The organism is Shewanella sp. HL-SH5 (assembly GCF_051163755.1).
Lineage (GTDB): Bacteria > Pseudomonadota > Gammaproteobacteria > Enterobacterales > Shewanellaceae > Shewanella > Shewanella glacialimarina.
This window is the reverse complement of record NZ_CP195038.1, coordinates 180013-204333: the sequence shown is the minus strand read 5'-3', so window position 1 is coordinate 204333 and position 24321 is coordinate 180013. Positions and strand designations below refer to the sequence as shown.

The 24321-nt window shown below is 42.5% G+C and carries 21 protein-coding genes; 8 read left to right on the top strand and 13 right to left on the bottom strand.

Going from position 1 to position 24321, the window contains the following annotated elements; translation table 11 throughout:
• Positions 1-70: 70 nt before the first annotated feature.
• Entirely contained in the window at positions 71-2119 is a 2049-nt protein-coding gene (locus tag ACRWQM_RS00870; RefSeq protein WP_434930945.1) for a TonB-dependent receptor plug domain-containing protein, read from the bottom strand.
• A gap of 157 nt (positions 2120-2276) precedes the next feature.
• Positions 2277-2756, bottom strand: a complete 480-nt coding sequence (greB, locus tag ACRWQM_RS00865) for a transcription elongation factor GreB (protein WP_235087476.1) — start codon at positions 2754-2756, stop codon at positions 2277-2279.
• A 358-nt stretch (positions 2757-3114) separates the two neighbouring features.
• Here greB and ACRWQM_RS00860 point away from each other — a divergent pair, with 358 nt between their 5' ends.
• From ACRWQM_RS00860 to ACRWQM_RS00840, 5 genes are all read left to right on the top strand, one after another.
• A complete protein-coding gene (locus ACRWQM_RS00860; protein WP_434930944.1) occupies positions 3115-3867 on the top strand; it encodes a putative porin in 753 nt (250 codons plus the stop codon).
• 119 nt (positions 3868-3986) lie between these two features.
• Positions 3987-4697 carry a hypothetical protein gene (locus ACRWQM_RS00855; RefSeq protein WP_434930943.1) on the top strand — a complete coding sequence of 237 codons (711 nt, stop codon included), beginning with the start codon at positions 3987-3989 and terminating at the stop codon, positions 4695-4697.
• A 244-nt stretch (positions 4698-4941) separates the two neighbouring features.
• Positions 4942-5667 (top strand): osmolarity response regulator transcription factor OmpR, encoded by a 726-nt coding sequence (ompR, locus tag ACRWQM_RS00850; RefSeq protein ID WP_434927506.1) that lies wholly within the window; start codon positions 4942-4944, stop codon positions 5665-5667.
• Between the two features lie 3 nt (positions 5668-5670).
• Positions 5671-7005, top strand: a complete 1335-nt coding sequence (envZ, locus tag ACRWQM_RS00845; RefSeq protein ID WP_434930942.1) for a two-component system sensor histidine kinase EnvZ — start codon at positions 5671-5673, stop codon at positions 7003-7005.
• A gap of 115 nt (positions 7006-7120) precedes the next feature.
• The gene (locus ACRWQM_RS00840) at positions 7121-7975 is read left to right on the top strand and encodes a hypothetical protein (RefSeq protein WP_434930941.1); all 855 of its coding nucleotides are present in this window, start codon (positions 7121-7123) and stop codon (positions 7973-7975) included.
• 78 nt (positions 7976-8053) lie between these two features.
• On the opposite strand, the gene hmpA is transcribed toward ACRWQM_RS00840, so the two are convergent.
• From hmpA to ACRWQM_RS00800, 8 genes are all read right to left on the bottom strand, one after another.
• On the bottom strand, positions 8054-9247 hold the full coding sequence (gene hmpA / locus ACRWQM_RS00835) for an NO-inducible flavohemoprotein (protein ID WP_434930940.1): 1194 nt from the start codon (positions 9245-9247) through the stop codon (positions 8054-8056).
• A 208-nt stretch (positions 9248-9455) separates the two neighbouring features.
• A complete protein-coding gene (locus tag ACRWQM_RS00830; RefSeq protein ID WP_226412597.1) occupies positions 9456-9929 on the bottom strand; it encodes a peroxiredoxin in 474 nt (157 codons plus the stop codon).
• Between the two features lie 225 nt (positions 9930-10154).
• Positions 10155-11600, bottom strand: a complete 1446-nt coding sequence (locus tag ACRWQM_RS00825; RefSeq protein WP_434930939.1) for an ATP-binding protein — start codon at positions 11598-11600, stop codon at positions 10155-10157.
• On the bottom strand, positions 11600-12259 hold the full coding sequence (locus ACRWQM_RS00820) for a response regulator transcription factor (protein WP_434927510.1): 660 nt from the start codon (positions 12257-12259) through the stop codon (positions 11600-11602). Before ACRWQM_RS00820 ends, ACRWQM_RS00825 begins: the two co-directional genes overlap by 1 nt.
• Before the next feature lie 26 nt (positions 12260-12285).
• Positions 12286-13116: an FAD:protein FMN transferase gene (locus ACRWQM_RS00815; RefSeq protein ID WP_434931947.1), complete on the bottom strand. Its 831-nt coding sequence runs from the start codon at positions 13114-13116 to the stop codon at positions 12286-12288.
• Positions 13117-13256: 140 nt separating this feature from the next.
• Positions 13257-14561, bottom strand: coding sequence for a DUF3570 domain-containing protein (locus ACRWQM_RS00810; RefSeq protein ID WP_434930938.1), 1305 nt, complete (start codon positions 14559-14561; stop codon positions 13257-13259).
• Complete coding sequence (locus tag ACRWQM_RS00805) at positions 14552-14791, bottom strand: DUF4266 domain-containing protein (protein ID WP_226412590.1); 240 nt, start codon at positions 14789-14791, stop codon at positions 14552-14554. The genes ACRWQM_RS00810 and ACRWQM_RS00805 overlap by 10 nt, the downstream gene beginning before the upstream one ends.
• Before the next feature lie 3 nt (positions 14792-14794).
• Positions 14795-15238, bottom strand: coding sequence for a TlpA family protein disulfide reductase (locus ACRWQM_RS00800; protein ID WP_226415796.1), 444 nt, complete (start codon positions 15236-15238; stop codon positions 14795-14797).
• A gap of 328 nt (positions 15239-15566) precedes the next feature.
• On the opposite strand from ACRWQM_RS00800, the gene ppiC reads away from it, so the two are divergent.
• Entirely contained in the window at positions 15567-15845 is a 279-nt protein-coding gene (ppiC, locus tag ACRWQM_RS00795) for a peptidylprolyl isomerase PpiC (protein ID WP_226412588.1), read from the top strand.
• A 540-nt stretch (positions 15846-16385) separates the two neighbouring features.
• Here ppiC and ACRWQM_RS00790 read toward each other — a convergent pair.
• Complete coding sequence (locus tag ACRWQM_RS00790) at positions 16386-17354, bottom strand: TDT family transporter (protein ID WP_434930937.1); 969 nt, start codon at positions 17352-17354, stop codon at positions 16386-16388.
• A 207-nt stretch (positions 17355-17561) separates the two neighbouring features.
• Here ACRWQM_RS00790 and ACRWQM_RS00785 point away from each other — a divergent pair, with 207 nt between their 5' ends.
• Positions 17562-18458: a LysR substrate-binding domain-containing protein gene (locus ACRWQM_RS00785; protein ID WP_434931946.1), complete on the top strand. Its 897-nt coding sequence runs from the start codon at positions 17562-17564 to the stop codon at positions 18456-18458.
• A 58-nt stretch (positions 18459-18516) separates the two neighbouring features.
• On the opposite strand, the gene ACRWQM_RS00780 is transcribed toward ACRWQM_RS00785, so the two are convergent.
• A complete protein-coding gene (locus ACRWQM_RS00780) occupies positions 18517-20613 on the bottom strand; it encodes an alkyl/aryl-sulfatase (RefSeq protein WP_434930936.1) in 2097 nt (698 codons plus the stop codon).
• Between the two features lie 171 nt (positions 20614-20784).
• On the opposite strand from ACRWQM_RS00780, the gene ACRWQM_RS00775 reads away from it, so the two are divergent.
• Positions 20785-21702: a LysR family transcriptional regulator gene (locus ACRWQM_RS00775; RefSeq protein ID WP_434930935.1), complete on the top strand. Its 918-nt coding sequence runs from the start codon at positions 20785-20787 to the stop codon at positions 21700-21702.
• Between the two features lie 121 nt (positions 21703-21823).
• Here the strand turns inward: ACRWQM_RS00775 and ACRWQM_RS00770 are convergent, their stop codons facing one another.
• A complete protein-coding gene (locus ACRWQM_RS00770; protein ID WP_434930934.1) occupies positions 21824-24292 on the bottom strand; it encodes an alpha/beta hydrolase family protein in 2469 nt (822 codons plus the stop codon).
• Positions 24293-24321 lie beyond the last annotated feature (29 nt).

The following is a 24321-nucleotide window of genomic DNA, read 5'->3' as shown; positions in this document are numbered from 1 at the left end:
GCAGAGATGCGAAAGTGGGTCGTCATCGACAAAGTGTGGTACTCAACCAAACGATTGAAATGATTAAGTATTAAAAGCGATATTCTCCCGCTAACCATGCTTGTATACCCAGCCCTGGCATACGCTCACCCGGTAAAATTTCACTTGCCATAACCCGGTTATATCCCGCCAAATGGTCTTGATATTCAATATCAAAAACATTATTGACGCCGGCTTTTATTAACCAAGACTGAGCTTCATATCCCATTAGCATATTCACCACCGCATAACCTGACGTGCGCTGTTCTAATTGGCTTTGGGACACTTTATTTTGTGCCGCTACCGCTAAGGTTTCTAATCTTGCAAACCAGGAATGTGATTCGTAGTTTAATCCGACATTAATATTGGCTGGGGCAATACGATATAAATTATCGTCAATATCGCGACGTTCACCCGCAACATAACTGGCTACCATATCGATTGAAAAAAGTGAGTTAAACGCATACGCAGCGTTGATATCCATTCCCATTAAATCTGCATCGACATTGGCAAACTGCATAGGCTGATTATCACCCACCATAGCTCCTGCCATTATCACTGTAGAACTGGTTGCGCTTACACCTTGTATATAATCATCAATACTATGGTAAAAAATACGCGGAAGAATAGATAAACCTTCACAGCGATACTCACTACCCAGTTCAATTTGATAAGCGGTTTCAAGGTCTAAATCGATTTGTCCTACGTAGGTTTTACCATCAGCTAAACCACCGGTAGACTGCATAGGTACCCACAAATACCGTTGCTGATAAGAGGCGCTAGATTGCTTGCGAGCCAGCCCTACAATCCAAGACAGCTCATTATTGACTTCATATCTTGCATCCACCACTGCATCAAAGCCGGTTTGCGATTGGCTTTTATCGGCTTGATTAAACTGCGTCATCAGCATATTAATAGCGGGCATATTGGCTGCCATTGAATGATGTACGTCACCCGCATTCGCTTGATATTGTTTAACACGCGCACCAAGACTAACTTGCCAATGGTTGATTTTCTGGTCCCACTGGGCAAAAGCACTGTAGCGATTATCTTCTACATCATTAAAGTTATCGACACTGAACATAGCCTGGGTAGGATTAGTAATCACAGAGTCATGGTTGGCCATTTGTACATCCACACCTAGCTGCCAATTATCTTTACTTAATGCTACTGCACCATCAAAACTGGTCGAATCAGCATTGTTATAACGCGCGCCCATGGTTGGCATTAACTTACGTTGACTAAAGTTGTCCATTCCATGACGCGCATCAGAATAGGCTAAGTGCCAATCAAGTTGCCAGTCGGCTAGTTGCTGTAAACCTTCAACATTAACCCGATCTGTGCGAATAAAACCAATATCCATGGGTAATGCTGGCGTGCCCGCATCGGTTGTTTCAAGATGTTGATAACCCACACCAATAAACGCGTCCTGGCCGGCAGAGTCACTTAAATTAAACTTGTATTGGCCACCCAACATTTGTTTTTTATAATCAGTGGGGTGAATACGCTTGCCGCTAGCTGTTTTAACATCTTCATTGCCATTTAATGCATCAGCATAAACCAATAAAGCATGGTCTTTATTCGCCAAATTAGCTTTTGCCCCTAAGTAACCACGTTGCCCATTATCTTGATACTGGCCGGCAGCTTTACCATTAACCACATCAAACTCGGCGCTAGACTCTAAAACGTTAACTGTGCCGCCCATGGTATCAATACCACTAGCAACAGGCGCGATACCCCGATACAAATCTACCCGTTCAGTCATAATCAAGCTGGCATAACTTAAGGGGGTATCCATAGCATTAGGACCTGCTCCAGCCAATTTAGCACCATTAATTTGAGTGTTAACTCTGTCCCCAGACAAACCCCGGTATTGCACAATTCCCGTTAACGGACCATTGCCATTAATTGACGCTCCGGGTAACACCTTAAATAAATCGCCTACATCAATTTTGGCGGCTAATGCCTTGTCTGAAGCAGAAGCAACAGCGTAATTATCACTATGCTGAATGGTGATAATTTCCATTTCATCAGCAAAAGATTGACCGTTAAAGAGCCCAGACAAAACTGCAGCGGTTAATATTGAAAACTTTACATTCATGTTGTTGTTTTTGTAGATAAGTTGTAGTGCAATTGTGCCTGCGACAATAGGGGGAGACAAAAGCTAAAGCGGAAACTGCGACAAGGTGTCGCAGCCTAGAGTCTATTTATCAAACTTTGCGATAAGAAGGCGAGAAAATAATGTTTTTCAAATGAGCTTATTCAGCTTGTCGATAAAATATCTTATTAATATACCAGCACTTATCACCATCAGGTGTACTGACTATCGCTTCATCATCAACTTCTTTTTTTAACAAGGCACGTGCCATAGGTGAATCTATCGAAATGTAATTTTTGCGGCCAAAAATTTCATCATAACCGACCACCCGCAGTGTCAGTTGTTGGCCGTCATCGTTTTCAATCTCTACCCAAGCACCAAAAAAGACTTTGCCTTCTTGCTCAGGGGAATAATCAACAACTTTAAGGTTTTCAATCGCTTTACGTAAATACCTTACTCGCCAATCAATTTCACGCAGACGTTTCTTATTGTACTGATAATCAGCATTTTCACTTCTATCGCCCAAGCTAGCGGCCCAAGCCACTTTTTTAGTGATTTCAGGTCGCTCTTCACGCCACAAAAAATGCAGTTCTTGCTGGAGTTTTTCAAACCCTTCGCGGGTCACAATCGCCGTTCTCATAATAATTTTATAATCACAGTTAGAGGATAAAAAATTCAATAGCGCAATATATCACGATTAGCTCAATGCAGCGGAATAGCACATAAAACTAATTACAAAGTAGAATGCCAACAGTAAAACCCATTCTATTTAGTGGATTGACATTTATAAAAAGTCTAAGTTTTTTATTAATTTATAAGTTTCATTTTATTTTTAACCTCATTTGCTTTATGGTTTGCGCCGCTAGGAAAGCACACTTCACAAACATGATGTTTTGGAAGAAAAATGTAGTGGATTAAACATCTTGTATGTTCAGTCTATCTCCCCCCGACCTTGCTTGAATTACCTAGCGAAAAATAATCAAATAAAGGAATGATTGATGAAAAATGTTACTGCTCTAGCGTTATTATTAGGTTTTGTAGGCTTACCTGCTGTAGCTGCACAAGATGCTGCGTTTCAACACGAAGCGGGCTTAAGCTATAACGCTAACTCTGAAGAATTTGGCGACGGTATTTGGAATGCAAAATATCGCTACTATGTTAGCCCTGTTGACCAAGCAAACGGCCCTTATGCACTTAACGGCTTTTTAGCGCAAAAATCTAACGTTGGCGCTAACTATTCTATGTTTGACGCTGCCGATGTGGACACTTTAGGTTTTGATGGTACTTATGTGTTTGATTCAAAATGGTTCGTTGGTGGTCAATTCCAACGTGTAGAATTTGGCAATAATAGTGGCAGTGTTTACAAACTGGATGGGGGTTATTTTTTCAATGATAGCTCAAAAGTAGCCGCTTTTTATATTGATGGCAGTGATGACTTTGAATCACAGTACGGTGCTGAAGTGCGTAGCTTTATTGATTTTGAAACAACAACCGGTATCGACCTAGGTGCATCTTGGACTCACACAGATGCTGATGACTTAATCAATATCAATGCAGATTGGTATGTGACTAAAGCCTGGTCTGTGGGTTTAGGTTATGCGGATGTTGGCTCTGATGATGCTTTTATGGTTAAAACCGCATACTGGTTACGCATGTCAGATGCATTCTCTGCTACATTTGATTTATCAAAAGATCTTGATTCTGATGCTGATGGTTATAATGTTGGTTTGGGTGTTGTAGGCCGCTTCTAACTCAACTTAAATCATACTTTATGAATACCTAAAATTGAGTCTCTTTATGAGGCTCTTTTTTTATGTGCCATTTTATCAACTATACTTAACCCTCTATTTGTACACATAAAGGGAATTATATGTACTCAATGCTAAAAGACTTATTTGATAAATATCGACCTAAACCGCTATTTACACTTGTCATTATGTTGCCTATATCAATGTGTTTTAATGTCGGTTTCGCCTTCAGTAATAACCTACTGACGAGCGTGCTAACGAACATTGCTCTACCTAATCGCGCCCTACCAAGTAGTGTTCTACCCAATAATGACCTGCCTATAACAGGCGACTGGCTTTATCAATCAGCAAACCAAATGGCATTGCTGCACATTAATCCTGATACCAGTTATCGCCATGTTGTTATCAACCTCGACTCACCAAATAGCAGCTTCCACCATTGGGGACGTATCAAGCAACAGGCTGATGCACTGCAGTTTATTCCCAGTGAGCTGGTATTTTATCGACAACAATCTTTAGTCGCGCAGCCTGTAGAATTGCCAGAAATAACCAAAACCGACTTGCTCACTCACGACCTTGTAACCCAACCGATCCATTACTCACTGTCCGCAGCAAATACCCTACTCACTTTATCCTCTGAGTATGGTGATGTGGATATTCTCGGTCAGCAATACCAAGCACTTGAGCGCCATCACACCTTTGGATATTGGCCTGAGAAACTGGCGGTTGATATCAGCTATTGTGTGATTTTTACTAACGGCTATTACGCCCAAGTTTACAGCAGTTCAGATCAAGCTATTAACGCTGAGTTTTTGTGGGGAAGATTATTTTAAACATAATCATGTAACACAATTTGCATGCCTAGCTTACAAAGCCTTGTTAATTATCTACAAAATGGGATTTGTTACAATTTTCACACTTTTATTGATATTAATTAAAAACTAATAAAATCAATAGCATTTAATAACAAATAGTTATAAAAATGCTATTTCAAGCTAAAGTTACTTTTAAGGCACTATTAGCCAGACGGTAAACTGGTTATATTAACAAAAATGCTAAAGGTAAAGGGACATTTTCATGGGCCAAGAAACATCTAAAATTCTCGTTGTTGATGACGATATGCGACTGCGTTCGTTGTTAGAACGTTATTTAATGGAGCAAGGCTACCAAGTACGCAGCGCTGCCAATGCAGAGCAAATGAATAGACTGCTTGAGCGTGAAAACTTTCACTTACTCGTATTAGATTTAATGTTACCTGGTGAAGATGGCTTATCTATTTGTCGCCGCTTGCGTCAGCAAGAAAACCCGATCCCGATTGTGATGCTTACCGCAAAAGGCGATGAAGTCGATCGCATTATTGGCCTAGAACTAGGCGCCGATGATTACTTACCTAAACCATTTAATCCCCGTGAATTACTTGCCCGCATTAAAGCGGTAATGCGCCGACAAATTACTGATGTACCCGGCGCCCCTGCACAGCAAGAAGAAATGATTGAGTTTGGTGAGTTTTCACTGAATTTAGCCACCCGCGAAATGTTCCATGGTGATGAAAGTATTGCACTCACTAGCGGCGAATTTGCGGTATTAAAAGTATTGGTTTCCCACCCTCGTGAGCCACTATCGCGCGACAAACTCATGAATTTAGCCCGTGGACGGGATTATTCTGCCCTAGAGCGTTCGATTGATGTGCAAGTATCGCGTTTACGCCGATTAATAGAGAAAGATGCTGCCAACCCACGTTATATTCAAACGGTATGGGGTTTAGGCTATGTGTTTGTGCCTGACGGTTCGGCGCGTAAGTAAACCGTGCCAGAACCTGCCAAATTAGCCTTAAAGTGGTGGCAACGCCTCTTACCTCGTAACGCCTTTAGTCAAACCGTGGTATTGATTGGTAGCTTGCTGCTGATCAATCAACTGGTGTCTTACTGGTCAGTTGCTGTGTACTTTATTAAACCCAGTTATGAGCAAATTAACCAGCTTATTGCTAGGCAAATCAATATTCTATTTGTTGATGGTGTTGACGTTGGTCGTGAACATCTGTCCATGGTTGACGCACTTAACGCTAAAGTTCGTCACGATGGCATGACAGTTTACAATCTAAAGCAAGCCCGTGAAGCAGGTTTAGACAATGCCGCTTACTATGGTTTTTTATCTGAGCAAATGTCAGGCTACTTAGGCGGTGAAGCAGAAGTGCGCTTTTCTCAAGGCGAGACGTTAAATGTTTGGATCCGCCCACCGCAAGCGCCTAAATTGTGGATAAAAGTACCGCTGACTAGCATTAACGAATCTGACTTATCGCCACTGACATTATATTTGCTGGTTATCGGAGCACTCAGTGTCGCTGGCGGTTGGCTGTTTGCTCGCAAACAAAACAAACCCTTAAAACGATTACAAAAGGCCGCTTTTGCGGTATCAAAAGGCCAATTCCCCGACCCTTTACCCTTAAGTGGTTCAACGGAAATCGTTGAAGTGACCCATGCGTTTAATCAAATGGCGCACAGCATGAAACAACTAGAACAAGACCGCGCCCTACTGATGGCCGGAATATCTCACGATTTGCGTACTCCTTTAACCAGGATTCGCCTTGCATCAGAAATGATGGTGGAAGATGACCAATATTTAAAAGACGGCATTGTCGGTGATATAGAAGACATGGACGCCATCATCACCCAATTTATTGCTTATATCCGCAATGATGAAGATGTTGAACGTGAATTGTTTCAAGTTAATCAGTTAATTCAAGAGATAAGTCAGCAAGAAAGTCATCGTTCCGGTGTACTAGAAACAAACTTAAGCGAATGTCCGGAAATTCTTATTCACCCCGTAGCGATTAAGCGGGTACTGAGTAACCTGGTAGAAAATGCCTTTAGATACGGTAATGGCTGGGTAAAAATATCATCCTTCCAACAAGGTGCATTTATCGGTTTTTCGGTAGAGGATGATGGCCCTGGTATTGATGAAGCGACAGCAGAAACACTTTTCCAGCCTTTTACCCAAGGTGACAGTGCGCGTGGTAGCGTGGGGTCAGGGCTGGGTTTGGCCATTATTAAGCGTATTATCGACCGCCATAATGGCAAAGTGAGTTTGGCAAATCGAGCTGATGGTGGATTAATTGCCCGGGTTTTATTACCCAAAACATGATCAAAAGCTAACACTTACTTACCGCTTAATCCCTCTTTTTTATAATGATATTTACCCTCAAGATGTTATCATTTGGTAACACATTGCGTTTACATTGAAAAAGGTTATCCAAAATATGAAATTGATAGTGTCAGTACTCAGTAGTTTACTATTGGCCAATATCAGTACCTCTGTTATGGCTGAAGAAAAGGCCTTGCCATTAGCCGCGTCGGTTATTGTCGGTCTTGAATCATATCCAGACTCAGAATATAGCTCAATGTCGCGCGGTGGTGGGTTTTCAATCATTTGGGATGATCGCCGTTACAATAATGGGTTCAAGCTAGATGAAAACTATATTCGCGCACGGGCAACCTATTACTACGAAAAAGACTCTGAAAAGTACGATGACGACCGCTATCGTAACTCTATGGATGCTAAGCTCCATTATTATCGTCCTTTTACCAGTTTTGGTGATCAGCAGCAATATATCGTCAGTGCCCACGCCCGAGTTGAAGGCCATTACAATAGCCAGCAACTAGAAGAGTTTGAAATATTAGCCATTGCTGGTTTAGGCTTAAATCGTCGTTTTACTGACGTTAATCATTACGATCTTGGCTTTGTACTCGGTGCGGGTTATAGCGAAGAAGAAAAAGATGATGATTGGCCTCGCCAAGAACTTGGCCACGGTGTTGATGTACTTGGCCGCTCTGGTCTAGGTTACTTTGTTGAATGGAACAATGGGTATACCTTTACCAACAGTGGCGTACAAATAACTGCGTCCTACAGCCATTTCTCTGGTGAGTGGGCGTATGACGACAATCAATTTTATAAAGTAGATCACTTAAAATTTGGCGTTATTGTGCCGTTAGGCAACCAGAACAATTTACTGCATTTCGCAACCGAATATGTCAGCCGTGATTATGAGTTAGATTTAATAGGTTTTGATGATGTGTTGTACCGTGTTGGCGCGGAATATATTCACTATTTCTAGCTTTTAATAGTACAGTTTATACAAAAAATGGACGCTTTTAGCGTCCATTTTACTTACATAGGATTCACATAAAGTCGATTACAGGTCTGAATGTGGGCCGAACACTTCATAGTGTAACTGCCCCTCTGGCACATTCAGCGCCAATAATTGCTGTTTGACCACTTTCATAAATCCAATAGGACCACAGAAATAATATTGTGCGTTAGGTAATATGCGCTGGGCAATTTTTGCTAATTCAATAGTACCTTCAAAATCATAGTCTTCAGCAGGTAAATCTGTGGCTATTGGCTTGCGATACCACACATAACGATCTAAATGAATATTCTGTGCCACCTGATCCGAGGTACACACTTTAAAGGCATGTTGATCTCCGTCTTCACAGGCATGTACCCAAGTGATATTGCTACTGTGTAACTTTAATAGCAGTTGGTTCAACATACTCTTCATTGGCGTTAATCCCACTCCAGCAGATAACAACACCACAGGTGTATCGTTGGTGGCGGTAAGCACAAAATCCCCCGCTGGCGCGACAACGTCAATTACATCGCCCTCTTGATAATAGTCATGCAACAAATTAGACACTTTACCTGCAGACTCTCGCTTAACACTGATGCGATATGAGTCACCATTCGGTGCATCCGAAAGCGAATATTGACGAATTTCTTGATGCTCTAGTTGACTGTTATTAATTGATAAGCTGAGATATTGTCCAGGGATAAACTCAACAACCGGCAAACCATCTTCAGGTACAAGTAATAATGAGGTGATAACTGAAGATTCAGCTTGCTTTGCTTTAATAACGAAACGACGAGTGCCTTGCCAGCCGCCTTTTTTGGCAGCTGTTTGCTGATATAACTGCGCCTCACGATTAATAAAGATATCAGCAAGAAAACCGTAAGCCTTACCCCACGCCGTTAACACTTCTTCAGTCACCGCATCGCCACCTAACTCTTTTAAGGTTGCTAATAAGTGACCACCGACGATTGCATATTGCTCTGGCTTAATTAAAAACCCCGTGTGCTTATGGGCAATACGTTCGACCGCTGAGCCTAAAGCCTCCAGGTTATCAATATTTTTAGCGTAAGCGGCTACGGCATTGAACAAGGCTACTGGCTGCCCTCCTGTGTGTTGATGCGCTAAGTTAAACACATCTTTTAATTCAGGATTATGGGAAAACATACGTTGGTAAAAGTGTTGAGTTAAGGCTGGGCCTGCTGACTCTAATAACGGAATAGTGCTTTTAACAATCTCTTTTGTATGTTGATCTAACATAAATCACCCTTAACATGTATTTCATATAAACGTTTTATGGCATGTTAAACATCTATTTGATTTAGATCAATTCTTTTTGCATTAACATTGTTTCAGGTACACCTAATACACATGCTATACAGGCCGTTAAAATAAAAAAGCACGCCATCAATGTCATGATGGCGTGCTTTTTTAGTTCATCATCACGTTAAAGTGATGAAAGGGAAACTTATAGGGCAGCTAGTACCGCTTCTGCAGTACTGACTTCAAATGACTTAGCCGCTTCAACGTTTAATACGCTAACCACACCTTTATCAATCACCATGGCATAACGTTGTGAACGAACACCACCAAAACCTGCGGTATCCATTTCTAAACCTAACGCTTTAGTAAAGCTAGCATCACCGTCTGCAAGCATCATTAATTCTGATGCATTTTGCGCTTCGCCCCAGGCTTTCATCACGAATGCATCGTTAACTGATACACACGCAATTAAATCAACACCTTTGGCTTTAAGCTGATCCGCTAATACCACAAAACCCGGTAAATGTGCTTCTGAACACGTTGGCGTAAATGCACCTGGTACGGCAAATAAAACCACCTTTTTATCCGCGAATAGCTCAGTAACGTTATGGTTTACCATGCCGTCTTTAGTTAATTGACCTAATGTACCCGCTGGTAAAGTTTGTCCTTGAGTGATCATGTTTGTTCCTTAACGATAAGTGAAGTTGCAGCGGCATCATAGAAAGCCACTGTATAAAAATAAGGTTCGATGATTGTGACTGAACATTATGACAGTTTATTGCAATAGCTCATTGCAAACGCGTATTTTGATCAGCCATGCAGTCTAACAAATAACTTCATTGTACGTCTGTAGAGATAAATTAGTCCAAACTAATTTATTCGGCTACTACGTTATCCGCGCTGTCTATTGTGTTGCGTTTGGCCATGACATACTGACGACTAAGCCTTTAGGTTGGTTGGCTGCCAAATTAAGCTCACCGCCATGTAGACTAATAATGTGCTGGCAAATCGATAATCCCAAACCAGCACCTTGGGAGTCATTTTCATCCACCCGATAAAATCGCTCTTTTGCTCGTGCGATTTGCGTCTCACTCATTCCCTTACCTGAATCAGCAAACTTTAAGATAATCTTGTTATCTTGCTCAATGGCTTGAATACTAATAATCGACTCTTTAGGACTATACTTACAGGCATTTTCTATCAAATTTTTACACACTAACTCCATATAAAACTCATCAACCGTGGCAATAATAGAAGGACAAATATCAATCTGCCATTCGTAGTCGGCGATAATAGTAATAAGCTGGTTTATCGATGCCTCAATGATGTCACTCACCCTACACTGTTGTAAATTAAGCGCCTCAATAGCATCGACTCTGGACAACAACAATAACTGTTCAACCATATGGCTCATACGATCCACACCTTGCTCAATAGCACTTAAGTGAAGTTGCGCCTGTTGTGGTTCAGTGACTAATTGTTCAACAGTGTCACCATATAAATCCCTTAAACCATTGTGGTGCAGCTTCACAATAGCTAATGGGGTTTTGAGCTCGTGGGCGGCATCAGCACTAAAACGCCTTTCCCGCTGCATTGCCTGTGATATACGGTGGATATAATCGTTTAAAGCCCGCTGCACCGGAATTAATTCAGTAGGCAGAGCAATATTGATGGGCGATAAATCCTGTGGCGCGCGCGTCAGTAAATTAGCTTCGAGGGTTTTGACTGGTTTAAATAAGTAATAAGTAATCAATAGAAACACCAACAACACGACCGGCATCACAAGGAACGGCACGGTCCAGGTATTCGACATCATCTTAGCTAACAACTCTTCGCGAACATCCTCACTTTGTGCAGTAACAATCCATATCCTATGTGTTTTGGAAAAATAGCTAAACACGTGCCACAAGGCATTATCAATGTTGCGTAACTCATACCCCTGAACCAAACGACTTAGTGATTTCTCACCGGAGCTATCTGAATAAACTAATAATTCCCCTGACTCGCTCAACAGTTGAAAAGACATTTTGTTTTCATACATCAAGTTGGCTGTGGTTGATTGCTCTGCAAAGGTTTCAATATCGGTTTGTTGCACATGCAGTTTTATAGGCTGTTGAATAAGTTGTTTAATTTTTACGTCGGTAAACTCACTCACATAAAACAATTCCAGCACTTTGGCTGTTTGCAGCATTTGCGCATCAAATAACTCTTCTATTTGTCTGCTAGCATCATCTCGGCTGAGTAAATTAGTGATAGCCACGGTAATGATAATGGCCGTTACCATAGCAACGCCCATTAGCATGCGCAGCGAGTACAGCGAGCTTAAACCCCGATTCGATTTTACCGACATTAAACAACCTCAACTAAGGTATAACCAATACCGCGCACTGTTTTGATGAGTTCGTTAGCCATTTTCTTACGTAAATGATGAATATGCACTTCGATAGAGTTACTGCCAACCTCATCCCAGCCATAGGTTAATTGTTCAAGTTGAGAGCGCGTTAACACTCGCCCTGCGGACTGAGCAAACTCAAGTAATAATTGATATTCTCGTCGCGAAAGATGAACGAGTTCACCACGAAAATGCACTTCACATTTAGAAAAGTCGATACTTAATGCACCATACTCAAATTGATTATGATCTAGGCCATGCTGTCGTCTCACAATAGCGCGCAACCTTGCCGCTAACTCTCTCACGTCAAAAGGTTTACTTAGGTAATCATCGGCACCCATATCTAAACAGGCCAGGCGCATATCAAAATCAGTATTAGCGGTCAGCACAATAGTCGGAATAGACACCCCGTTTTTGCGCCAACGCTTAAGTAAATCAGCGCCATCACCGTCTGGTAAGCCTAAATCAAGAATAATCACGCTAAAGTCTTCATAATCCACTGCCGTTAAGGCTTGTTGATATGTTGAGAGATGATCCACTTGCATACCAAGCTTAGATAAACTTAAGCACACTCCCTGCGCTAATAATGCATTGTCTTCAACCAGTAGCACCCGCATGACCTTGTCCTTTTTGATTCACTCAATTATCTAAATACTGTAAATTTCACTGACTGTTGTTCTAAAAATAACTCAGCATTCGCGCCCTGTAACATCGCCATGGTGGCTAACATTCCGGCGGTGACACAATTAGGCCCTAGTACGGTGACAGAGCGGGGCGCATTAACGACTGGATAGCCCGTTGTTGGGCTAATAATATGCCCATAACGTTTGCCATTCACTTCAATAAAACGGCGCGTGTCACCACTGGTGGCAAGCGCTCCCTGGTTAATATTAAGCACCGCTGCGGCATTATCTAAGGCGTTAGGGTTTTCGATACCAACTTGCCAAGGGGAGTGTGATTTCTCAACTAAGCAATGAATATCGCCGCCAAAATTCACTAATACCGAAATATCCGGCCACTGAGCCGCTAATAAATGAGCCACTTTATCAACCGCATATTCTTTGCCAATACCGCCAAAATCAAGGTTCATTGCCGCCGGCATCTGAATATTAGCTTGATCAAAATAGACCTTAGCAAAATTAACATTTGCTTTAGCCTGAGTAATGGTCGCGTCATCCGGTATCGAAGACTGCCCATCAAAGCGCCATAAGCGCATTAATGGCCCTGCACTGATGTCAAAGTCGCCATCACTTAATTGGTAGCATTGCTGGGCAAACGTTAGCAATTGTAGGGTTTCTGTATCGATAGGGGTAGCAGCACCTTGGGCATTATTTATCTGCCATAGGGGGTTATGACTTAAAAAGCGGCTATATTTTTGCTCTATGCGAATGGCTTCCTTGTGGGCAATATCCAACATAGCTTGGGCTATATCGGCGTTATCTGTTGCCATTAATAGCTCACAAGGGCTTGCCATAGCGCGAAAACACCCTAAAAAACCCCAACTGCGACTCTGTAAAGTCGCTGAAGGGGTTTGATTGGCATCATAAGTCTGATTAGCACTCAAATTGGCACCGCTCATTAGCGCATTGTCCACAAACACATTATGTGTTCATCTTAAAACGAATAACTCACTTGTGCCACAATCGCTTTCACCGCAGGGAATTGTTCAAATTGATTCAACTGCCCAATTAACTCAGTGCCATTATTTTCTGGGTTTTGCTGGTAGTACTCTAAACGGTAGCTTAATTCATGTCCGCCAGATAACCGTTGGCCAAACTTTAATCCCACCGTATACGCGGTCATATCACCAATACGATAATCTGCGCTGGCAAATTCAGGTAATGGCTCATCCGCAAACAAAAATGGCTGATAAAAGTTTGCTGCTTGTTGTTGGTAGTAACGTAGGTGTATCTGAGCATAAATACTCGGGCTCAAATAATAACGATAATGGGTTTCCAAGGTATGTGATGAAATATCCCAATCATCGGTACTGTAGCGATAAGAAAAATCAACTACACCAGAATCTAACGCGCCTTTGGTCATTAAAAACACACTGTGTTTTAAGCGATCTTCAGGGCGATTCTCATATAGGTACGCCTGTGTGGTACCGCTGTTATCCACTTGAGATAACACCTTGTATGGGTCGCTCATGTAACCCGACACATTCGAAATACCATAGTTAGCTTGCATTAACCAAAAGCGATTAATGTTTTGGGTTACCCCAAGCATTAGGTCAATCGTTTGCTTGTCATCGGTACCCGATTGACGCGTGTCATCAAATGCCGCTTGAAACGCGGCTTCAGTATCATATTTAGATCTCAGTGCCATTTCAGATAACGCCACAGGTCTGCCACCTACAGCATCAATAGTATCTTGGGTAAACGCCCCTGATAACGCCACTATTGTGTTGTTTTTATTAAAGCTACGCTCAAGACCCGCATTTAAACCTAACGATAAATAGTCAAATTCGGTTGAGCCATTTAAGCCCACGTTTAAGGTCCAATCTGGATTAAGTACTTCCATCCAGTTCGCGCTTAATTGCACGCGCGTATCGTGGAAAGTGTCATCAAGCGGCGTTTCACCAGGGGTAACGGTATATTCACCATTACCAGAAGGGCGAGTAAAGGTTTGGCTACTGTCCTGCGCCACCGCACCTGACGCCGATGCACCCGTTAAACTGTCTACTACCAGCTTCATGTCCAATAATGAGCTATCGCCAAACGATTTCTGCACATTGCCGATCACTTCAGCGGCTTGCACTCTATCTTGCTCGCCGTAATACATAATGGCGGCATCTACTTTCCAATCGTCTGATTTTACGGTGTCATTAAGGTCTGTCGCTTGAGCACTAGGGTTAATTAAGCTGCAACTCGCCATGGCTATGGCGCCAGCTATATTGCGTTTTTGAGTTAATTGCATCCGCAACCTCCGCCCGCTAATGAGCGACCACCACTGGTGCCTTCTTTACTAAAATAAATATGATCATCTAAGGCCATATCAAGCTTTTCACTGTCTAGAGCCATATCAGCTCTTGCAAGTTGATCTTTTTCCCAGGGCTCAACACCTAAGGTTGAGCAAGCCGATAAACCGGTTAAAATAACAATAGCGAGTCCAGCTTTAATATTGAATCGAATCAAATTGTTTTTCATAAACTACTCCACCAACAACTGTTGAATTTCTTGCTCATACAGGGCTTTTTTATCATCATAAAAACCCACATGCTTTTGCACTAATTCGCCCTGGCGATTGAACAAAAAGCTGCTCGGCATGCCTTGTAAATCAAATGATCTCGCCACATCGCCTTCGGGGTTGTAACGCACAGGAAAACTCGCGGGTAACTTTGTTAAAAACTGCGCAGCAAGCTCAGGTTCAACATCTAAATTAATCGCCACCACAGCTAAACCTTTGGCGGCATATTTGGCGTGCATCTCGTTCATCCAAGGGAAAGATTTGCGGCAAGGGCCACACCAGGACGACCAAAAGTCGACATACACCACTTTGCCCGCAAACTCTGACAGGTTAACGGTTTCACCCTTAACATTTTGCACAGCATAATTTAATGCGGGCGCAGCAATGCTTGAATGTGCAAACGTCATCACCCACAAAGCGCTACAGCATAAGCACAATGCATTGATGGTTTTTCGAAAAGACAGTAACGAAATTTGATTATGGATGGCTGGCATGATTAATCCTTATAAACCCTATACTGGCAATCTATCGGGCCAATCTTAAGGCTTTCTTAAGGAAAAATGATAAGTGTTTATTTTGTAAAATCAGTCAGTAGCATAAAGTGATATGCCAGCACCATTATGCTTAATTCGGGCGAATTAAGCATATAAATATCATTCAGTTTGCAAGGTTAGCAACAGGCATAAGCAATGATATAATGCCGTCATTAGCGACATTTTATAAAAGGTTCACATCATGGCACGCACTGCTAGCGCATTACACATTTTGGTCAAACACAAAGAGTTGGCCGATGACATTATGGCTAAACTTAAAAAAGGCGCTAAATTTGATGTGCTTGCAAAGCAACACTCTAGCTGTCCATCGGGTAAAAAAGGCGGCAGTTTAGGTGAATTTAAACAAGGCCAAATGGTACCACCATTTGATAAGGTCTGTTTTAGTGGCGAGCTCATCACGCCGCATTTAGTCAAAACAAAGTTTGGTTGGCATGTGGTAAAAGTGCTTTACCGGACCTAAGAGTGAACATAATAGTTCGCGTATGAGTAAGCGACCATGATGTACTGATTGCTGCGCTAAAACAGATCAGGGCTAACTAAGTGCTGCGTTAAAGTTTGTTGGCCATGTTAAACAAATCAACCTAGTAGTGCTTCGCCCACAGCAGATTCAGACCGCAGGTTCCCTTTCGTATTTACAAACTCCGTTTGGATTAACAAATGTCACGCTGGCAGGGATGTATAGGATATACGAATGACGCGATCACATGGATGTGAAATAGCCACCTTATGTGCAAGCACTTCTGTGGCACGCTGCAAGTACGTCCCTGTAAGCTCAACGATGGCATCCCTGCCATCGACGGTCACAGCCGCGCTTACACCTAATATTCTATTTCTTCGATTTGACTTCATTGGGAATTTAGTGGGGTCAGGGTAAACATTCCTATTCACTAGACGCATTATTTTAGTAGGGCTGGTAAACCTTTTCAAAAAACCTCCTAAGCCACTTTCATATAAAAATGTTTTAAGCCCAATGGTGCCTCGAAAACCTATCCCAAAAACGCTAACTAACCATCGTTTTCACCCTAAACGGCTGATAAAAATACAGATATCGTATTGCCACATAGGCCACTACCACGGTTGCGATGACTAGTTCTAACTGCGCTAATCGGCGTACTTGATCAATATAATTCACTGCTATATTGGTCGTTTCCATCCAGGTGACCATTTTGAATAATGCGGTAGAGCCTATCACCATAGGGAAAGTAAACGCTGCGTAGCCGGGGCTAAATGGCAGGGTAAGTAATTTAATAAATGCCAGGTAGATAACGCTGGTCATCAACACTGCAATGCCAAATAGTAAGGCGATAATGATAGGTGATGGCGTAGCCGATACGGTTAAATATCCTGCTAATGACAAACTGGCGGGGGCGGCTAACACGGCCAAAGTTGGTTTGGCCGCATCGGGCACTTCATGGCTAAACATCAAACGATAGATCATCAGCGGTAACATCACAGCATACGTCGCCATACCAAAGATTAAGGCGATATGGGCAATTAAGGCTAATTGTGGCGTACCCGAAAATGACACGTCGGCAACGATAATCCCTACGGGCGGTATAAACCAACTGGGCACCATGTGATGGAGTTCGAATGCTTTCGCTCTGTGATATAAAAAGCTTATTAAAAATACGATATGTAAGCCAACGGCAAATAACCATAACGCATCGCCTGCGAGTAAATAAAACTGCCCTACCGAGTTAGACACTACCATAGTCGCCATGGCAAATGTGGGGACCACACTACCAATCACGGGATGGGCTAAATCCTCTTTTAAGGTATCGGACAAGACGACAAACTTCATCGCTAACAGCAGAAGTAACACGCTGGCAATCGCCGCGCCTATCAGTTGACCATAACCATTTAAATTGGCGAAGTTTTCCCAACACCAGCCTAAACTAGCAATCCCCAAAGCTAAGCCGGCCATAGGCGTTGGCGCTGCAATTAATTTACCTTTAGCCATATTTATCATGCTGACCTCTTACTGTTTCAATTAACGCACGAATGTGTTTCTTAATGAGATGTTACCCTTGCTAATTGTTTATACATATCCAATTATTAATGACGTGCGTTAAGAAATACTGAACGATATACTTGAGTATAAAAACGAATTAACACTAGGTTCATCAATGGCGGCGTTGATGATAACGATAAACGCGAGGATGGTATCACTATGGCCATGCACATATCTTTGAAGCAGCTCAATGTATTTCATGCTATTACGCAACACAAAACTTTAACGGCTGCAGCAGAACAACTTTGCTTGTCTAAAGCCGCTATTAGCATGGCGTTGGCAGAACTTGAAAAACAACTGTCTCATCCATTATTTGATCGGGTAAACAATCGGCTTATTCTTAATCAAGAAGGGCAGCAGCTTTTACCCTTGGCAGATGAATTACTTATTCGCGCCCTGCAGATCACGCATCTTTTTAGCGATAATCCAGCCTTGTACGGCAAGCTCAGGCTGGGCAGTAGCGATACCATAGGCAATCATATTAGCCCGTATTTACTTAGCCAATTTAGGCAACAACATCAGCATTTATCGCAAAGCTTATTTATTTCAAACTCTGCCACTATTTGCCAAAAGTTAGTTGATTTTGAGCTAGACATTGCCCTTATCGAAAGTCAAACCCATCATCCAGATTTGATTTCAATCCCTTTCAGTCACGATGAAATGTGCATTATTAGCGCCATCGATCACCCACTAGCTAAGCAAAAAACGCTGACAATAACGGACTTAGAACATAGCGATTGGGTGTTAAGGGAGCCCGGCTCAGGCTCACGCGAGGTTTTTATTAATACTCTGGCACCGAAACTTAACCATTGGCAGCTCGCCTTCGAGATCAACACCACTGAGGCATTGATTAGCAGTGTTTCAGCAGGGCTGGGATTAGGCTGTTTATCCACGTTGGCGGCACAATATGCCATAAAAAGTGGTCGAGTTAGTCAACTGACTCCGCCTATTGGCATGCCACGCCGCTTTTGGTTTTTAATCCATAAAGACAAATATCAAAACCCACTGCTTAAAAGCTTTATGGCTTTTTGTCAGCAATGGCAAGCTACAGGACCAAACTAAACCCCATAAAAAAACCGCTCAATGAGCGGTTTTTATTGCAGAGTAAGTTAATCAGTATTTACTTATTATCATGACCATGGTGACGGTCATTGTGTACTGGCTTGGCGACATCTTGCATGTAGATAGCGCGATTAGCTTCAATCACTTTATCTGACGGTAGTGGCACAATCTCGAATGCCGAGTCAAATTCTGTCATCACTTTAGCTAAGGTTTCTAAGAAAGACGCATCACCTTTAATGTTAGCCGCTTTACTTGCAAGCAAGTCTTTAACCGTTGTTTGCTTAAGGTTCAGCTTAACGATGTCAGATTGATTAATAGTCAAAGTCGCTGTTGCTGTGTCTTTTACTTTATCAATTTTAGCGTTGCTTAAGTTACCGTTCGAAAGCTCAACCACGTAGATTTCTTTGGTATCTGGAAGGACTAAGTTAACTTCAAAGGCATATTCTTGCGCTTTAATTGAATCCACTTTAATCGCTAAGTAATCCAGTAACGACCCGACTGGCATTTCAGCAATAATATCTGCTGATGCTGATTTAAGCGCACCCGCTTGACGACCAATACGCAGCTCCTGTGCCCCTGAAAGGTACACGTTTCTCCAACCTGCGCCTTCCGATTGATAACCTAACTGTTCATAAGTATCAGCCAGTAGCAAACGGGCATCGTTGTTACTTGGGTTACTAACAACCACTTTGTTTAATGCTGTTGCCACAAAGTTATATTCACCCTTGGCAAAATCGGCTTTAGCATGTTTCAGCACGGCTTTTTCACCTCCCATGTATTCAACAAACTTAGCCGCTTCCGCTTTTGTTGGTAATGGATTTAGGTTAGCAGGGTTCATGTCAAAGTAACCCAGGTACATGTTATATACGGCGCGTGCATTGTGCGAGTAAGTCCCGTGGTAACCATTGGTGTGCCATGCATCTTTAATTGATTGCGGTAATACTTTTTGGATTTCCCAACCAATATCTTGCAATACCACGCCATTATTAGCCAAACGTAAAGACTGGTTATGAACAAAACCATAGTTATCACGCTGAAGTTTTAAGAAATCATTAATATCATTGTTGCTCCACACTGGTGAGCTGTGCGCCGAGAATAAAAACTCTGCTTCACCTCCCCATTCTTGGATCATGTTATTGATTTCTTTCGACCACTTAAGCGCATCACGTACTTTAGCGCCGCGTAAGGTATACACATTGTGCATGCCTTTGTAGGTCACTTCCGCTGCCCAAATGGTCTTCATGCTGGGGATATAAGCGACGGCTTCTGATACGGCTTCAGTGCCTGATGCATCCATAAACACCACTTCTAAGCCGTCAATCACTACCGTTTCGAATTTACCCTTTAAGTTTGTTTCGTGGTGTGGCAGCACATAGGTGATCTCGCCTTTAGCAATACCGTTTGATAAGGCGGCATCAACAATAGTAGTTTCTGATGGCACCATAGTCGCACCGTATTGATAAGACGTGCGGCGAGACATGGCATTACCCGCTAGTACGTTTTCATCAACCATCTCTTTGGTGATATTGGCTGAACCGTACACTTTTACGTTAGGAAACATATCTTGTATTCCACGAGAACCCCCAAAGTGATCCGCATGTGAGTGCGAATAAACCATAGCGACAACAGGATCATTATTACCAAAAGGCAAGTTTTTAAGGGCGAAGGCTAACGAGGCTTTGGCTGATTCGCGTGTGGTTAGCGGGTCAAATACAATCCAACCATTATCGGTACGCACTAAGCTCATGTTGGCTAAGTCAGTACCACGAATTTGGAAAATGTTATCGTTCACCTGATACAAGCCATAGGCTTCATTATTCATCTGCGCCTGACGATAAAGCGATGGATTAATAGTATCTGGTGTTTTATCACCGATAAATTCATAGGCATCGGCTAATAGTGCCGCGGTTGCTGCATCAAGCGGGGCAATCAAGTTGGCACGGCCTTCTTGAAACGATTTAGTATCGTCAAACTTTAACCCCTTAGCAAACTCAGTATTGTATGCTTTGGTCGCCTGAGTTGCGGGCTTACCTTGATACATAAATGAGGTTGTTAATGCATGTTCATCCTGGCCAGCAGCGTGGTCATGTGCCACAGCTGAATAGCTAAAAGACAAGCTTGAAATAACGATTGAAGCAATAACTGACTTGTTCATAATTAATCATCCATATTGAGGTTGCTACTTGATGCCAAGCGAATAATCAAAGCGCTCGCTGACTTAATTGCGTTCATCATAAACTGTTAACAATTTAGATAAACAAAGGTAACTATGGTTGATTATTAAGTTATACTTATGAATTAACTCCCGCAGCCATGGTGAAAACTTATGTCAAACAAGATTGATTTGAATCTCTATAGAGTGTTTTCGCAGGTATACCATCACCAGTCGATCACCCTTGCGGCTGAACAGCTTGGCGTGACTCAAGCGGCGGTCAGTGGCTCGATTAAACGGTTATCACAGTTATGCGGCCAAGACTTATTTATTCGTAATGGGCGCGGTATTATCGCCACCCTATACGCACATCAACTGATGGAGCAACTACTGCCTTCACTTGAAGTGTTAGAAGGGTTAGTTGAAGATACTAAGGTATTTGATAGCAAAAGTTCTCGTCAGCAATTCACTGTTCTAGCCTTCGAATCCATCACAGATCAATTGCTACCGCATACTTTGCATTTACAAAAGCTAGGCAATCCGTTAATCACCTTTAAAGATCAAAATACCAATGAAACACAAATCAATGAGGCACTATTTTCCCAACAAGCCGATCTCGCCATTGATATTACCGATAGCCGCGATAACACCTTAATTTACCAACCCCTAGCCACGGATGAAATTGTATTGATTTGCCGCCATAATCATCCGCGCATTAATGGTAGTGTTAGTGCTGAGCAATTTTTTTCTGAGCAACACATTAAGCTCAATCTCACCCGCGCAAATACCTCGATTGTTGATTTTTATGCGGAGAATAATCTGTCTACCCGAAAAGTGGTGGCTGAGTGCAACTCGTTACTCTCGTTAATTTCTTTGGTCGCTCAAAGTGATTGTATTGGCGCCTGTAGCAAATCATTAGCCCATAAATACCAGCAGGCTTTTAATATTCAAATTATTGACATGCCGGTTAACATTAAACCGGTACAATTATCGTTAATTTGGCATAGACGACAGCGTAATAATCCTGCGCATAAATGGTTGCGGGACACCATCACTGAAATATACCGGCATCATATTGGTCTAACGCAATGATGTTTAATCAATGGGCGACAAACAGCTCACTGTTGAATAACAAAAAAAAGCCTCGCATTGCGAGGCTAATTTATTTCACCTTAACTCGAGTTAAAAGTGACGGTGAGGTTATTTAGTCAGACTATTTTTTGGTTTCAGGATAAAGGGTGTTCCACCACTCTGGTTCACCTTTAAGCTGTAAGTCAAACCATGCCATTGTGGTGTCCCACCAATCAAAACGTATATTACGCGCATTAATATGGTGGTCTTGACCGGCAAATTCGACTAATTCTACGTCTTTATTTAATAACTTAAGCGCAGTATACATGTAATGACTTTCGCCAACAGGGACGTTGGTATCGGCATCACCATGGATCAGTAATAGCGGCGTGGTAATTTTATCTGCATTATACAGCGGGCTTTGGTCTACGTATAACTCACGGTTATTCCATGGGAAACTACCTCGACTCGCCACACCAGAGTAACCATAACCCCACCAGCCATGTCCCCAGTATGAAGATAGGTTACTGATCCCAGCGTGAGACATAGACGCGGCAAAAATATCCGTTTGGGTAGCTAAATACATGGTCATAAAGCCGCCATAGGACGCACCCATATTACCCACTTTTTTAGGATCAACCGCAGTATAAGCCTGCAAGAACGCTTGAGTTCCCTCAATTATGTCGTCCGCACTGTGTTTACCCCAGGCATTAACATGACGGCCACTGAATGCTTGCCCATAACCCGTTGTGCCATTAGGCTGTAATACATACACCACATAGCCTTGTGCCGCCCATAAATTAAATGGCCAGCGTCCAGTAAAGTGACGACCTACAGGTGAGGTGCCGCCGTAGTAATAAACCAATGCCGGATACTTTTTAGTGGCATCATAATCGATCGGTAAGTACACTCGCCCATCAATCAATTGACCTTGTTTATTGGTAAAGTCAAAATCTTCAATTTGGCCTAAACGTGTGGTGGCATAACTGATCACTTTGCTATCAAACAGCATCACTTTGCGGTTTGACTTTATATTCATCACGTATGCTTGTTGCGGCACAGTTGCCGATGTTCCGGCATAAACAATGGTAGGTAAAGCTTGGTCGGTAGCAATACCAAAGCTGTTGACCATTTCAACGCCCGTATCGATTTTACTGAACTTATTTTGGCTTTTATCAAAGAAATACAATGGGGCAAAATCACCCTCTATCACGGATAAAATCAAGTCTCTACCCGCAACCGCTGTCATGCTAGTAATAGCAGGATCAAACTCTTTGCTTAGGGCTGTGATTTGTTCGTTTTTAGTTTCACGCCAATATAATTGACCGTCATAGTCATTAACTTCCATAGCGGGATCTTGCTTACCTAGGCCATCCATAAAATTAGGACCGGCCAAAATAAACATGCCATTTTCGCCGTACAAAGCACTGCCAAAGGTGCGGTATTCGCCAATTAAAACTTCCGTTAAGCTAGCAATATCCAACTCAAATAATTGCGTCAGGCCATGGGCAGGTTGGGCATAGTCAACCACTGAGCGGGTCAATAACAGCTTACCTAAGCTGACATCACTGTCTAACAAGTCGCTGCTTTGCTTAGATTCAGTAAGTTGTCTCATTGCGCCAGATACCACATCTAACTGGTAAATCTGGCTGTTATTACGCCAATAACTCCAGCGGTCTTCCAGTGCTTGATAGCGCTTTGAGGTGGCTTTTTCGTCGGCTTTAAAGGTTTTTTGCCAGCTAAATAACAAGGTATCGCCATACCACTGTAAACCAGAGACATCTTCAATTTTATCCGCTATTATTTTTAGAGATAAATCGGCGATATCTAACAGCACAATTTGCTGCCCAGCCACATAAGCTAACTGTTTGCTATCTGATGAAAATGCGCTGCTTTGCGGCGAGCTGTCTTGCCAACGATAAAGCACTTGGTTGCTAGCAACATCACGTAGCTCGGTAACCGAAATAGCTTTGTCTCCCTCACTAGGGGAATACTCAACCGTTGATTGCAGTAGGTATTTACCATTAGGCGATAGCTGCATACTGCTAATCGTTTTGGCATCAAACAACTGCTGAGCAGACACGCGCTGGGTGTCCTGCTTTACAAAACTCAGTACATCAACCTCACTGTTACCCTGCCAATCTAAACTGAAAGGCACATCGGCTTGCTGTCCATCAGCTAACACAATGAGCTGATAATCACCATTGGCTAACACCAGCGGCACTTCATCTGCGGATTTTACGAGCTGCCCGTTTAAATACACTTGTGGGTTTTCAAGCCCTGTTATCTTTAGTGTACCCTGGGTAAATCGCTGGGTTGATAGTGGGAGTTGGTAAGCTAACCAGCCCTCGCCTTCCGCTTTTTCTACCGCTGACTGCCAGGTTAATGGCTGATTGAAAACTAAAATAGGCTTAGTGGCATCGGGTTGGGTTAACTTTGCAACAAGGTTGGCACGTAACGCATCGGCATGAGCACTTTTCGATAACGGCGCCGCACTTTTTTGGTTAACGGGGCCTAGGCGCTGAATATGGTTAAGGTCGATCTCGGCGCCATGCACCATGCCCGCAACAGCTAAGGCTAAACTGGTCAAAACCAGTGTAAAAGCTTTCATGAGGAGTCCTTGTTGTCATTATTATATTG